At 65.1% G+C, this 12,975-nt stretch carries 11 protein-coding genes and 1 pseudogene; 6 read left to right on the plus strand and 6 right to left on the minus strand.

Features of this window, described 5'->3' with window-relative positions; genetic code table 11:
* The first annotated feature begins 77 nt into the window (after window positions 1–77).
* The 4 genes from xylG to LJ655_RS29555 all read left to right on the plus strand — a co-directional run bounded on the left by xylG (window position 78) and on the right by LJ655_RS29555 (window position 5,871).
* Window positions 78–1,637, plus strand: a complete 1,560-nt coding sequence (gene xylG, locus LJ655_RS29540; RefSeq protein ID WP_230564696.1) for a D-xylose ABC transporter ATP-binding protein — start codon at window positions 78–80, stop codon at window positions 1,635–1,637.
* Window positions 1,634–2,833 (plus strand): sugar ABC transporter permease, encoded by a 1,200-nt coding sequence (locus LJ655_RS29545; RefSeq protein WP_230564697.1) that lies wholly within the window; start codon window positions 1,634–1,636, stop codon window positions 2,831–2,833. The genes xylG and LJ655_RS29545 overlap by 4 nt, the downstream gene beginning before the upstream one ends.
* A gap of 280 nt (window positions 2,834–3,113) precedes the next feature.
* Window positions 3,114–5,384, plus strand: a complete 2,271-nt coding sequence (locus LJ655_RS29550) for a xanthine dehydrogenase family protein molybdopterin-binding subunit (RefSeq protein WP_230564698.1) — start codon at window positions 3,114–3,116, stop codon at window positions 5,382–5,384.
* Window positions 5,385–5,409: 25 nt separating this feature from the next.
* Window positions 5,410–5,871, plus strand: coding sequence for a (2Fe-2S)-binding protein (locus LJ655_RS29555; RefSeq protein ID WP_230564699.1), 462 nt, complete (start codon window positions 5,410–5,412; stop codon window positions 5,869–5,871).
* Between the two features lie 56 nt (window positions 5,872–5,927).
* Here LJ655_RS29555 and LJ655_RS29560 read toward each other — a convergent pair whose 3' ends face one another.
* Genes LJ655_RS29560 through LJ655_RS29580 form a run of 5 tightly spaced genes read right to left on the minus strand, consistent with a single transcriptional unit; the run spans window position 5,928 to window position 11,529 of the window.
* Window positions 5,928–7,496, minus strand: coding sequence for an efflux transporter outer membrane subunit (locus LJ655_RS29560; RefSeq protein ID WP_230564700.1), 1,569 nt, complete (start codon window positions 7,494–7,496; stop codon window positions 5,928–5,930).
* Window positions 7,493–8,485 carry an efflux RND transporter periplasmic adaptor subunit gene (locus LJ655_RS29565; protein WP_230564701.1) on the minus strand — a complete coding sequence of 331 codons (993 nt, stop codon included), beginning with the start codon at window positions 8,483–8,485 and terminating at the stop codon, window positions 7,493–7,495. Before LJ655_RS29565 ends, LJ655_RS29560 begins: the two co-directional genes overlap by 4 nt.
* Entirely contained in the window at window positions 8,482–8,691 is a 210-nt protein-coding gene (locus LJ655_RS29570; protein WP_230564702.1) for a DUF1656 domain-containing protein, read from the minus strand. The genes LJ655_RS29565 and LJ655_RS29570 overlap by 4 nt, the downstream gene beginning before the upstream one ends.
* A gap of 57 nt (window positions 8,692–8,748) precedes the next feature.
* The gene (locus LJ655_RS29575; RefSeq protein WP_230564703.1) at window positions 8,749–10,851 is read right to left on the minus strand and encodes an FUSC family protein; all 2,103 of its coding nucleotides are present in this window, start codon (window positions 10,849–10,851) and stop codon (window positions 8,749–8,751) included.
* Between the two features lie 6 nt (window positions 10,852–10,857).
* Window positions 10,858–11,529, minus strand: coding sequence for a MarR family winged helix-turn-helix transcriptional regulator (locus tag LJ655_RS29580; RefSeq protein ID WP_230564704.1), 672 nt, complete (start codon window positions 11,527–11,529; stop codon window positions 10,858–10,860).
* Window positions 11,530–11,751: 222 nt separating this feature from the next.
* On the opposite strand from LJ655_RS29580, the gene LJ655_RS29585 reads away from it, so the two are divergent.
* Window positions 11,752–12,192, plus strand: coding sequence for a hypothetical protein (locus tag LJ655_RS29585; RefSeq protein WP_230564705.1), 441 nt, complete (start codon window positions 11,752–11,754; stop codon window positions 12,190–12,192).
* 13 nt (window positions 12,193–12,205) lie between these two features.
* On the opposite strand, the gene LJ655_RS29590 is transcribed toward LJ655_RS29585, so the two are convergent.
* Window positions 12,206–12,451, minus strand: a complete 246-nt coding sequence (locus LJ655_RS29590; RefSeq protein ID WP_230564706.1) for a histidine phosphatase family protein — start codon at window positions 12,449–12,451, stop codon at window positions 12,206–12,208.
* Window positions 12,452–12,484: 33 nt separating this feature from the next.
* Here LJ655_RS29590 and LJ655_RS29595 point away from each other — a divergent pair.
* Window positions 12,485–12,702, plus strand: a pseudogene (locus LJ655_RS29595) (CbtA family protein); the annotation flags it as partial.
* Window positions 12,703–12,975: the final 273 nt, after the last annotated feature.

Below are 12,975 nucleotides of genomic sequence, written 5' to 3' on the forward strand. Positions count from 1 at the left end.
GTAACCACCACGCTTCCGGGTCATCGCGCCCGGGAGCGTGGTCGAACATCGGCCCAACTTGCAGCGAGGCATACCGAATGACGCAACCTCTTCTGACGATGCGCGGCATCGTCAAAGCTTTTTCCGGCGTGAAAGCGCTCGACGGCATCGATCTGACCGTGTCGCCGGGCGAATGCGTGGGCCTGTGCGGCGAAAACGGCGCAGGCAAATCGACGCTGATGAAGGTGCTGTCCGGCGTTTACCCGCACGGTACGTGGGATGGCGAAATAACCTGGGAAGGCGAGCCGCTGAAGGCCGCCAGCGTGCGCGACACCGAACGCGCGGGCATCATCATCATTCACCAGGAACTGATGCTCGTGCCAGAGCTGTCAGTCGCGGAGAACATCTTTCTCGGCAACGAGATTACGCTGCCCGGCGGGCGCATGAATTACGCGGCGATGTATCAGCGCGCCGACGAACTACTGCGTGAACTCGGCATCAGTGGCATCAATGCCGCACAGCCGGTGATGAACTACGGCGGCGGCCATCAGCAACTGATCGAAATCGCGAAGGCGCTCAACAAGCGCGCGAAGCTGCTCATTCTCGACGAACCGTCGTCGTCGCTGACCGCCTCCGAAATCGCGATTCTGCTCGACATCGTGCGCGATCTGAAGCGGCGCGGCATTGCGTGCGTGTACATCTCGCACAAGCTCGATGAAGTCGCCGCCGTTTGCGACACGATCAGCGTGATTCGCGACGGCCGCCATGTCGCGACCGAGCCGATGCACGCGCTGACCACCGACCGCATCATCTCGCTGATGGTCGGCCGCGAGATCAAGAACCTGTTTCCGCGCGAGCCGCATCCGATCGGCGAGGTGATTTTCGAAGCCCGCAACGTCACCTGTTTCGACGTGACGAACCCGCGCCGCAAGCGTGTGGACGACGTGTCGTTCTCGTTGCGACGCGGCGAAATTCTCGGTGTCGCGGGGCTCGTCGGCGCGGGCCGCACCGAGCTGATGCAGGCGATCTTCGGCGCGTATCCGGGCGTCAGCGAGGCGAGCGTCGTGCTCGACGGCAAGCCGTTGAAGATTCGCGCACCGATCGACGCGATTCGCGCCGGTATCGCGATGGTGCCCGAGGACCGCAAACGCCACGGTATCGTGCCGGGCTTGAGCGTTGGCCATAACATCACGCTTGCCGTGTTGCAGCAGTTCGCGTCGGGCGGGCGTATCGATTCCGCAGCGGAGCTCGACACGATTCATACGGAAATGAAGCGGCTCTCCGTGCGCGCCGCGAATCCGATGCTTTCGATTGCGAGTCTGTCGGGCGGCAACCAGCAGAAGGCCGTGCTCACGCGCATGCTGCTGACCAACCCCTCGGTGCTGATCCTCGATGAGCCGACGCGCGGCGTCGACGTCGGCGCGAAATACGAAATCTACAAGCTGATCTTTCAGCTGGCGCAGCGTGGCATGTCGATCGTGATGGTGTCGTCCGAGTTGCCGGAAGTGCTCGGCCTCAGCGACCGTGTGCTGGTGATCGGCGAGGGCGAATTGCGCGGCGACTTCGTCAACGACGGCCTCACGCAGGAAGACATCCTGGGCGCCGCGATCCGCCCTGTGCATCTATCTTCGAACCCAACCGTAGCGAGTGCCGCATGACTCCCGAAGTAACTTCCCAACGAACCGACAACGCCGTGCCGCGAGACGCATTCGGCGGCACGCAACGGATCCAGCAACTGTTCGCGCGTTACAAGATTCTCGCGCTGCTGATTGCCGTCGCCGTGATCTGGATTTTCTTTTCCGGGCTCACGCACGGCGCGTTCGTCACGCCGCGCAACCTGTCGAATCTGCTGCGGCAGATGTCGATTACCGGCATGCTCGCGTGCGGCATGGTGTTCGTGATCATCGCCGGCGAAATCGATCTGTCGGTCGGTTCGCTGCTTGGATTGCTCGGCGGCGTCGCGGCTATCCTCGACGTGAACCGGCACTGGCCGATCGGCGCGACGATACCGGTCGTGTTGCTGCTCGGCGTCGCGGTCGGCATGTTCAACGGCTGGTGGTCGACGTATCGACGCGTGCCTTCGTTTATCGTCGGGCTCGGCGGCATGCTCGCGTATCGCGGCATTTTGCTCGGCATTACAGGCGGATCGACCATTGCGCCGGTGTCGGACAGCTTCGTGTTCGTCGGCCAGGGTTATCTGCCGCGGCTCGCCGGCGACACGCTTGCTGTCGTGCTGTTCCTGCTATTGGCGTTCCTGACGATCCGCCAACGCGCCAACCGGCAGTGTTACCAGTTGCCCGTCGTGCCGCTTTGGCAGGACGTCGCGAAGGTGATCGGCGCGGGTGCGATTCTCGCAGGCTTCGTCGCGATGCTCGACAGTTACGGCGGCATTCCCGTGCCGGTGTTGCTGCTGCTCGCGCTGCTCGGCATCTTCACGTGGATCGCGACGCAGACGGTGTTCGGCCGCCGCATCTACGCAGTCGGTTCGAACCTCGAAGCGACACGGCTGTCGGGAGTCAACACCGACCGCGTCAAACTCGCGATCTTCGCGCTGATGGGGCTGATGTGCGCGTTCGCCGGCATCGTCAACACCGCGCGGCTCGCGGCCGGTTCGCCGTCGGCGGGCTCGATGGGCGAACTCGACGCGATCGCCGCGTGCTTCATCGGCGGCACGTCGATGCGTGGCGGCTCGGGCACCGTGTACGGCGCGCTGATCGGCGCGCTCGTGATGGCGAGCCTCGACAACGGTATGTCGATGCTCGACGTCGATGCGTACTGGCAGATGATCGTGAAGGGCGGCATTCTCGTGCTGGCCGTCTGGATCGACGTGGTGTCGGGTTCGAACCGCCGTTGATCTGATCGTTAGATCGTTCCAAACGCAAGGCTCGCGGTGTGCCGGCGGTGGCTTACCCCGGCACCCCGCCGTCCTCGCGAACGCAGTTAATGAAGCGCCCCACGTTTTTCCCCCGGCGCTTTCAATCCCCGTCTTTCCTCATCGCACGGCCGCTTGAGCCGCACGCGCGCATTTAAGTCTCCCGCTCGGCAATTCGTCTTATTACTATTGGCAGACAAAGACGGGTGCATCGGCGCTGTCGCCGGTTTCCTACCATCGAGCCAGCCGAGCGAGTCATACCATGTTGACGCGCAGAACTTTCCTGCTGGGCGGCGCTAGCGTGTTGGGCGGGCTGCTGGTTGGCTGGGCCGTGGTGCCGCCGCGGCAGCGCCTCACAACGTCGACGCCGCTGCCCACGCAAGGCTCGCAGGTCGCGCTGAACGGCTGGGTCAAGATCGACGCCGACAACAGCGTGACGATCATGATGCCCAAGGCCGAAATGGGCCAAGGCATCCACACGGGACTCGCGATGCTGCTCGCCGAGGAGCTCGACGCCGACTGGTCACAGGTGCGAGTCGAAGAGGCGCCGATCGACCGGATCTACAACGCGGTGCAGGCCGTCGTCGAAGATCTGCCGTTTCGCCCCGATGACGACGGCTACGTCAGGCAAGGCACCGTGTGGATCACGCGCAAGGCGGTGCGCGAGTTCGGCACGATGATGACGGGCGGCTCGTCGAGCATGAACGAGCTATGGACGCCAATGCGCGAGGCCGGCGCGTCGGCGCGCGCGATGCTGCTCAACGCGGCGGCCGAGCGCTGGGAGGTGCCGGTCCGCGAATGCCGCGCGGAAAAGGGCCACGTGCTGCATTCATGGGGGCACAAGGCGACGTTCGGCGAGTTGTCGTCGATGGCGGCACGGCAGCCGTTGCCGCGCAGCGTCGTTCTGAAGCAGGCCGCCGACTTCAAGCTGATCGGTCAGCCCATTCGGCGTATCGAAGCCGTGTCGAAAATAAACGGCGAGGCGCGCTTCGGGATCGACGTGCTGCCCAACGGTCTGCTCTACGCGAGCGTCGTGATGTGCCCGACGCTCGGCGGCTGGGTCGCCCATTTCGACGCGACGCCCGCGCAGAAGATGCCAGGCTTCATCAAGGCGATGGCCGTGCCGCCGTATGCGGGCGGCACCGGCGGCGTAGCCGTGATCGCGGACAACGCGTTTCGCGCGATGAACGCGGTCGAGGCGATCGACGTCGCCTGGCACGACGGCGCGGCCGCGAAGCTGTCGAGCGTGGAGGTGGACCGCCACCTCGCCGATGCGCTCGACGATAGCGACGGGCACGTGTATTACGACATCGGCAACGTCGACAAAGCGATGAGTCGCGCGGCACGCACGATCAATGCCGTGTATCACGTGCCCTATCTCGCACACGGCGCGGTCGAGCCGATGAACTGCACGGTGCAGTTCGCGGACGGCGCGGCGACCGTGTGGGTGTCGACGCAGATGCCGGGGCTCGCCCGGCAGCATGCGGCAAAGGCGCTCGGCATCGACGCGGATCTCGTCGACGTTCAGCCGCAGTTGTTGGGCGGGGCGTTCGGGCGGCGCCTCGAACTTGATTTCATCGCACAGGCCGCGGCGATCGCGCGCGAGGCCGATGGCCGTCCGGTGCAAACGATCTGGTCGCGCGCGCAGGACTTCACGCACGATTTCTACCGGCCCGCGTGCGTGGCGCGGCTTCAGGCCGGCTTCGACGAGGACGGCAAGCTGGTCGCGTGGCACGCGAAGTCGGCGGGGCAGGCGATCGTGCCGGAAGCGCTCGCGCGTTACTACGGCGTGCCGCGCATGCCGATCGACAAAACCACCTGCGAAGGCGCGTACGATCAACCGTACGAGTGGCCGGCCGCGCGCGTGTCGCACAAGATCGTCGAATTGCCGGTGCCCATCGGCTTCTGGCGCTCGGTCGGTCACTCGCATCAGGCGTTCTTCACCGAAAGTTTCACGGATGAAGCGGCGGCGGCAGCCGGGCAGGACCCGATTGCGTTTCGCGCGAAGCTGCTCGCCGAGCATCCGCGTCATCTGGCGGTCCTCAAGCGTGTCGAGGCGATGTCGGAATGGGGCCGTCCGCTCAAGCCCGCCGCCGATGGCGCGCGCTGCGCGCGTGGCGTCGCGTTGCATGAGGCGTTCGGCAGCGTCGTCGCGCAGGTCGCGGAGGTGTCGATCGGGGCGGACCGGCAGATTCGCGTGCATCGCGTGGTGTGCGTGATCGATTGCGGCTTGCCGGTGAATCCGAATCTGATCCGTCAGCAGATGGAAGGCGGCATCGTGTTTGGGCTGTCGAGCGCTTTGCAGAACGAGATCACGATCGTCAACGGCGAGGCGCAGCAGAAAAACTTCGTGGATTTTCCGGTCGTGCGGATGAACGCGTGCCCGGCGATCGAAGTCCACATCATGCCGAGCCAACTGCACCCGCAAGGTGTCGGCGAACCGGGCGTGCCGCCGGTCGCGCCGGCGGTGGGCAATGCGGTGTTCGCACTGACGGGGCAGCGATTGCGTACGCTGCCGTTGCGGCTTGCGTGACGGCGCGACGATTCAGGAGGCAAGCATGGCAGTACTGAATATCAACGGACGCAAGGTGCAAATCGATGCCGAACAGGACATGCCGCTGCTATGGATACTGCGCTGCGATCTCGGCATGACCGGCACGAAGTTCGGCTGCGGAGTCGGCATCTGCGGCGCGTGCATGATCAATCTCGATGATGTCGCGGTCTTTGCATGTCAGACGCCGATGTCGAGCCTGCATACGCAGAAGATCACGACGATCGAGGGTTTGCAGGGACGCGAGGCGCAGGCGCTGAAGGCCGCATGGATCGAACTCGATGTGGTGCAGTGCGGTTATTGCCAGAGCGCGCAATTGATGGCGGCTTGCGCATTGCTGAAGCGCAAGCCTGATCCGACTGATGCCGACATCGACGACGCGATGTCGCTGGTGGTGTGCCGTTGCGGCACGTATCCGCGGGTGCGGGCGGCGATCCATCTGGCGGCGGCGAAGGCGCGCCAGAGCTAGGTAACGCTGCCTGGCCGCCTGTCGCCGAATTCGATTCGCCGATGGTCAGCGCGCGGTCACGGCGATTTGGCAGCCGCGGCCGCCGACGCTCCCGCCTTTGCTGACGACCTGTCCGTGACAGGCGTGGCCTTCAACCGCGGTGGCGTTTCCCCCGGCGTGCTCTGACCACCGACCTCCCACCCGCCGCCAAGCGACAGAAACAGATTGACCTGATCGATCGCCACCTGGCCCTCGGCCGCCGCGAGCTGCGACTTCGCGGCCGTCAGCGTGCGGGTCGCGTCGAGATCGGAGATGAACGACTCGCGCCCGGCGCGATACAGCCGGTGCGTTTCATCCGCCGATTTCGCCGCTGATTTCAGCGCCTCGCGCAGCGCTTCGGCGCGCGCGTAGTCGGACGCGTAGGTCGCGAGATTGGTCTCGGTCTCGCGCAGCGCGGTCAGCACCACGCCGTCGAACCTCGCGAGCGCGACCTGGCTCGACGCCTCGGCTTCGTGCACCCGTTGGCGCGCGCCGTTGGTCGGGAAGGTCCAGCTGATCAGCGGACCGAAAGCCCAACGCGCGGTCGGTATCGTGGGAATGTCTTCGAGAACGCCGGTGTAGCCCGCCGACGCGCCGATGCTGATGCTCGGATAGAGCGCCCCGGTCGCGACGCCGATGCGCGCCGTCGACGCCGCGAGCTGACGCTCGGCTTCGTGCACGTCGGGGCGGCGCCGCAGCAGCGCGGCGCCGTCGCCAACCGGAATCGGCTGGTGGATCTGCGGCAACCGATCGCACGCGAGCACGGCCGGCGGCAGCTGGGAAGGCGACTGCGCGAGCAGCATCGCGAGGCGGTATTGCGCGATCTTGCGGCGCGCGGTGTAGCGGGGAATGTCGGCCCTCAGATTCTCGATCTGCGTCTGGCCGCTCGTGACCGCGGTCTGGCTGCCGCGGCCCGCGTCGCGCAGACGGCGCGACAGGTCCACGCGCTCCGTTTGCAACGCGAGCGATTGTTCCGCGATGCGCAGTTCCTCGGCCGCCGAGCATTGCTCGACGTACGAGCGCACCACATCCGCCACGACGGTGATCCGCGCAAGGTCGCCCGCCGCTTCCACGGCTTCGGTGTCCGCCGCCGCCGCTTCGACGCCACGGCGCAGCTTGCCGAACAGGTCGATTTCATACGAGACGTTGACGCCCATGTCGCCGAGGTTGGCGACCGGTATTTTTTCGAACAGCAGGAATTGCTCGGCCGATTCCTGCGCGCGCTGGATCGCCACCGACGCGTTGCCTGAGAAACCGCCCTGCGCTTGTGCAATGCTGAGCGCCTCACGCGAGCGCGCGAGATTCGCGGCCGCGACGCGCAGATCGGTATTCGATTTCAGCGCCTGGTCGACCAGGCCATTCAGCACCGGATCGTCGTACAGTTTCCACCAGACGGTCGGCACGTTGAGAGTGGAGGTTAGCCTGGGATCTGCGCCCTCGATCGGTCCGTTCGCGAGAGGCGCATTGACGAGCGCCTGCTTCGGCAGCGTGTAGTTCGGGCCGACGTTGATGCAGCCGTTCAGCGCGAAGGTAAGCGGCAATAACGGCAGCAGTGGCAGCAGCGGCAAGCGCGGCGCAAGCGAGGACAAGGCACGCACGAACTTCATTGCGATGCGCCCGACGCAGCGGGAGCCGATGCCACGGACGAGCCCGGCGCCACCGGCGCAGCCGAAGCGGGAACCGTGCCCGACGCCACGCCCGTACCCGACACGGGCCGCCTCCTGAGCGGCGACAGCTCACGCACCGACACCGTCGCGGTACGCCCCGCGATCAGGCGGAAATCAGCGGGCACTTCATCGAGCGCGACCCGCACCGGAATGCGCTGCGCGAGCCGCACCCAGCTGAACGCCGGGTTCACGTTCGGCAGCAGATTCGCGCTTTGGGTGCGGTCGCGGTCTTCGATACCGGCGACGATGCTCTGCACGTGCCCGCGCAGCGGCTTCGGCTCGCCCATCACGACGATGTCGACCGGCTGACCGATGTCGATGCCGCGCAGCTTGGTTTCCTCGAAGTAGCCGTCCACGCGGAACGAATGCATGTCGACCACCGCGACCACCGCGCGGCCGGCCGCGACATATTCGCCGGCGCGGGGTGCGCGGTCGTTCAGATAGCCGTCGACCGGACTCTTGATCGTCGAGCGTTCGAGGTTCAGCTTCGCGGTGTCGATCGCGACGATCGCGTCGGCGAGCGCGGCTTCTCCCGCATCGACGCGCGAGCGGCTTTCTTCAAGCACTTCGACAGCGACGAGGTTGCCGAGCTGACGGTTGCGCGCATATTCGCGGCGCGCCTGGTCGAGCGTCGCGCGGCGCTGCTGCGCGGTAGCCTCGGCCTGACGCAGCGCGAGCGTGTAGCGCGCCTGATCGATCCTGAACAGCACCTGGCCCTGCTTGACCTGCTGGTTGTCGACGACCTCGACCGACGAGACCAGTCCCGACACGTCAGGCGCGACCTGGATCACATCGGCTCGCACGTGCCCGTCGCGGGTCCACGGTGCGAACATGTAGTAGTTGACCAGCTGCCACAGCACGTATGCCGCGACCACCACGACGACGAGGGTCAGCAAAATCCGACCGACGGAGAACCAGGTTCTTTTCACGTTATTAGCTTGTGCGAAACGACGACGACAAGGCCCAGCACCAGCACATAGATGCCGAGATCGAAGATGGAGCGATGCCAGACGAAGCGGTAAAAGCCGACGTAGGCGAACACGGTGCGAATGCCGAGGTTGATCAGATACGCGATCAGCATCAGGACCAGCACGGACGGCACGAACACGCCGAAGATATCGATTTCACCGATCATCGCGGAACGGGGGAAGGGGTGGAGCAGGTTGCGGAAACGGGCGCACAGACAGATTCATCACGCGGCGGCCTCCGGTTCGGTCGGCGTTGGTTTCGTGAGGGTCGCCGGAAACAACGAAAGACGCAAGCCGATCAGCGCGTGCAGCGCGTCGCGCAACTGGCGCGCCGTGGTCGGCGAGGTCTCGGTCGGCGCCGCGGCGTTGGCGAGTCCCTGCGCGGTGACGCGCGCAATCGCCGCGTCGACTGACGACATCAGACTGTCCGGCACCGGCTCGCGGCGGCGTCGAGCGACGCAGCTCTCGTAGTATGTACGCACTCCATCGAGCACATGGTCGATCGCGGCGGGCGCTTCGCCGCCGAGCTTGCGTGTGAGGCGACGCAGATCGAGCGCGTTGAACGCGATGCGCAGATCCCGGAAGCTCTCGATCGACGGATGACGGTGGTCGTCGGTGGCGGCCAGGCGCGGGATCAGCTGCATCAGCCGGTCGAGCATGCGCGCGGCAAGATTGCGCGGATCTTCGATCGGCCGCGTCGAGGCCGTCAGTGCGACGTCGGCCCAGCTCGAACGCAACAGGCGCGCCGCGGCGAGCTCGGCGCCGAACGGGCGGGTCACGCGGGTCCACAGGTACGCGTACAACAGACCCGAAAGGCCTGCGAGATTGGCGTTCATGAAGGTCAGGAAGTTAGCGTCGTACGCGTCCTGAATACTGATGAAGGTGGCCGTATTCACGGCGACCAGCACCGTCACCATGTTGAACTGCGGGCGCGGAATCAGCGTGCCGACCAGAATGAATGGCACCGAGAACAGGATGACCAGCATCGGGAAGTCGTGCACCTTTGGCAGCACGACGAACAGATAGAGGCCCGCCGCCACCACGCTGATCGCGGTCGCGATGAAAAAGCGGAACACGAACGGCGCGGGTTCGTCGAGCGCGGCGAAGAAGCAGCAGGCGACCGCCGCAAGCGTGACCGCGCTCGCGCCGTCGTTCCAGCCCGAGCTGATCCACAGCGCGCACGCGAGCACCACCGCTGCGCCCGCCGACACGCATGCGAACAGCATCATGCCGCGATCGTAGAAGCGCTCGGTGCCGCCGAGCCGCCAGTGACGAAAATGCGGCCGCCACGAGCCTTCTTCGCGCGTGATGATGATGCGCAGCGAGCGGCAGTCCTGCCAGACGTCGATCACCTGCCCCAATCGCCACAGCGCGTTCGACAGCAGCGCGCCGTCCCAATGCTGTAGCGCGGCGGCGGGCGGGCGCATCGCGGCGATACGCTCGCGCAGCGCGTTGGCGGTTTCGTCTGCGTGGTAGCCCTCGCTCGGCGCGGGCAGCGGCTGATTGAACCACTTGATCACGTCGTCGATCAGCGTCTGCAGTCCTTCGGGCCAGTGTTGCGGGCCGTTGTAATAGAGCGCGAGCAGTGGATCCGCGAGCGACGACATGATCGGCAGCAGCAACTGCATGCGGCCGCGTAGTTCATGCGCGCGCGCGAGCACGTCGGGCCGTGTGTGATCGTAGGCGAGCTGGCTCAGCAGCAGTTCGAGACCGTTGATCGTGCTTGCGAGCCGTTGCCGCGCGCCCGATATCGCCGAACTCGCGATGCGGCCCGATAGCGTTTCGGTCGCGTAGAACGCGGCGTCGCGAAACCATGCGTCGGTGCGCTCGATGATCGTCGGCGCGAGCCGGCTCGGAAACACCACGCTGCCGACGATGCTCGCGCAGATGATGCCGAGCAGGATCTCCTCGGTCCGGCTCACGGCGAGATCGAAGATGCCGGTCGGATTCGTCACCGACGGTAGCGCGATGATCGGCATTGTGTAGGCCGCCAGCATGAACACGTAGCTGCGCGCGGTGCGGTCCGATACCGCCAGGTAGAGCATCGTGCCCGTCCACATTGCGACGATCACGCTGAACAGGTAAGGCGATTCGACGAACGGCGGCACCAGCAGCACCGCGCCCGACGCGCCGAGCACGGTACCCAGCGCACGATAGATCGCCTTCGAGCGGGTCGCGCCGACGAACGGGTTCGACACGATGTAGACGGTGGCCATTGCCCAGTACGGCCGCTGCAGGCTGCCCGCCAGGCCGATGTAGAGCGCGATCATGGCCGCGGTGAAAGTCTTGACCGAGAACAGCCAGTCGCGAAGTGTGGGATAGACCATAGACCGTTACGCGGAATCGGCGCTGTGCGGGGTGGTGTCTCGCGCGCCGCGTTTGGTGGACTTGCGCGCCTTGACGGTGCCGCGCGGTTGGCTGACCGCTTTTGCCAAGGTCCTGCCGCTTGCCTGTTTGACTTTGCTCGCAAGCACCGTGCGTTTGGCGGGCTTGCGCTTTGCCGGTTCCCGGTGCACCGGCTGTGTGCGTTCGCTCGGCGCATCGCGTTCGCCGCTGCCTGGTTCGGGGCGTGCGGCGACATCGGTCGTGAATGCGTCGAGCACCCTCAGCGCGGCTTCGAGATCGTCGCGCGATACGCCTTTGAGCGCGTGCGCACGGAGCGTGACCAGCTCCTCTTCCATCTTCGCGGTGACGGCGCGGCCTTCGTCGGTCAGTGCAACGGTCTTGGCGCGGCGGTCTTCGGGATCTTCGTCGCGGCGCATCAGGCCGGCCGCGCACAACTGGTCGAGCAGCCGCACGAGCGACGGCCCTTCGATGCCGATGTGATCGGCGAGCGTAACCTGGCGCACCGCCGAGCCGAGCCGGCTCGCGGTCAGAAGCGGCGTCGCGCACGCTTCCGAGACGTTGAAGGCCGCGAGCACGCCGTGACTCGTGCGTCGCCACTTTCTTGCGGCGACGACCAGCGTGCCGCTGACAGTGCGGCGTAGGGCATCGAGATTCGACATGGCCGGTATTGTATTTCCAAACGATTCGTTAGCAAGCTATTGAATTGGAAAATCTTGCCGGAGCAGCGGACTCTGCGGCGCGAATGCGACAGTAGCGCCCAATCGGCGGCCGACCCGATCCGCATCGTGTCCGTCAGGCCGTGCATAGGCATGAAGCATGCTGCTCGATGGGGGCTCGCTGTGAGCCTGGTTCAGCGGAATCTGGGGAGGGGCACGCACAACATGAGAACCTATCGACTGTCTGCAATCGCGCTGACCGCAGCATCGCTCGTTGCGCTGCTGTCGGGCGGGGCATCCGCCGACGATAGCCCCAGACCCTGTGATGCGCTCAAACGAATCGTGGCCGCGGCACCCGACGGCTTCGTATCATTGACACCCGACGATGGCAAAGGCGTCGCGCAACCGTATGGCGACGACGCTCAATGTTCAGCCGCGCATCGCAGTTTCCAATGCACGTGGACGCCGCGTCAGGCGGCGGGCTCGAACGCGGATGCGTTGGAAGCGGTCGGGGCCGATATCGCGTCATGCCTGCCCGAGGCGACGCACGATCAGAATTCGCCGGGACGTCAGCACTTTTATCTAGGCGGGAAGGATCGACGCACCGAGATCACCCTGACAACCGACGGCTCCAACCGGTTGCGAGTTGTGGTGGCGGGCGGGTAAGAGTGGTTTGCGTTCAGATGATGGCGGCTGGCCATCGTCTCCAGCCGCGTCGCGAGTGGCGTAACTCGACGACCGACAGCGGCGCGAACTCGATGCGACGGAACACGGCCGGCGATGCGCCGAGGGCATGCACGATTGCCGCTCGCAGGAGCAGCGCGTGGGTGATTGCGACTATTGTTTGAGCGTGCGCCGAGGCTGCGAAGCCCGCTTCGTTGACCGCGTTGCATGAATGCACATCCGGCCGTGAGCGTCGGGCCATTCTTCGAGCCGCCGCACGAGCTGACCGAACGGTGTGTACGTCGGGATTATCGCGGGCGTGCAACTGTCGATGCGGGTCGTCAACGAAGTGCGGGCTGCGTTTCCGGCCGTGCTGCCGTGGAATTTCGCGTCGCGGCCATCGGTAAGGTGATCATGTGGATGACGATCGGGCTGCTCTACGGCGCGATCGTCGAGTGCAGCGCTCTTACGCGTACGAATGCGCGTGTGGCGATGAAGTTCGGCGGAATATGACGGTTACTCGCGGCCGCGCTTTGCGCGCAATGCGCGAGAACGTTTTTGCATCAAGTACTTGGCGCGATTGTGGGGTGGTTATCCACAGGCTTGCGAACATTTTCTGTGGAAAAGATGCTGCGCTCTTGGTCGATTCGTCGAGCGGGAGAATTCCATCGGATGACTAACTAATCGAAGTTTTCGCACGTCACTGCTCATTTTTTAAGCTCTTCAACTTTTTAAAATAAATTGCGAGAAAGCTATTGACGGAATGCGGACCGCTCTCCATAATCT

The organism is Paraburkholderia translucens, assembly GCF_020881035.1.
GTDB classification, from domain to species: domain Bacteria; phylum Pseudomonadota; class Gammaproteobacteria; order Burkholderiales; family Burkholderiaceae; genus Paraburkholderia; species Paraburkholderia translucens.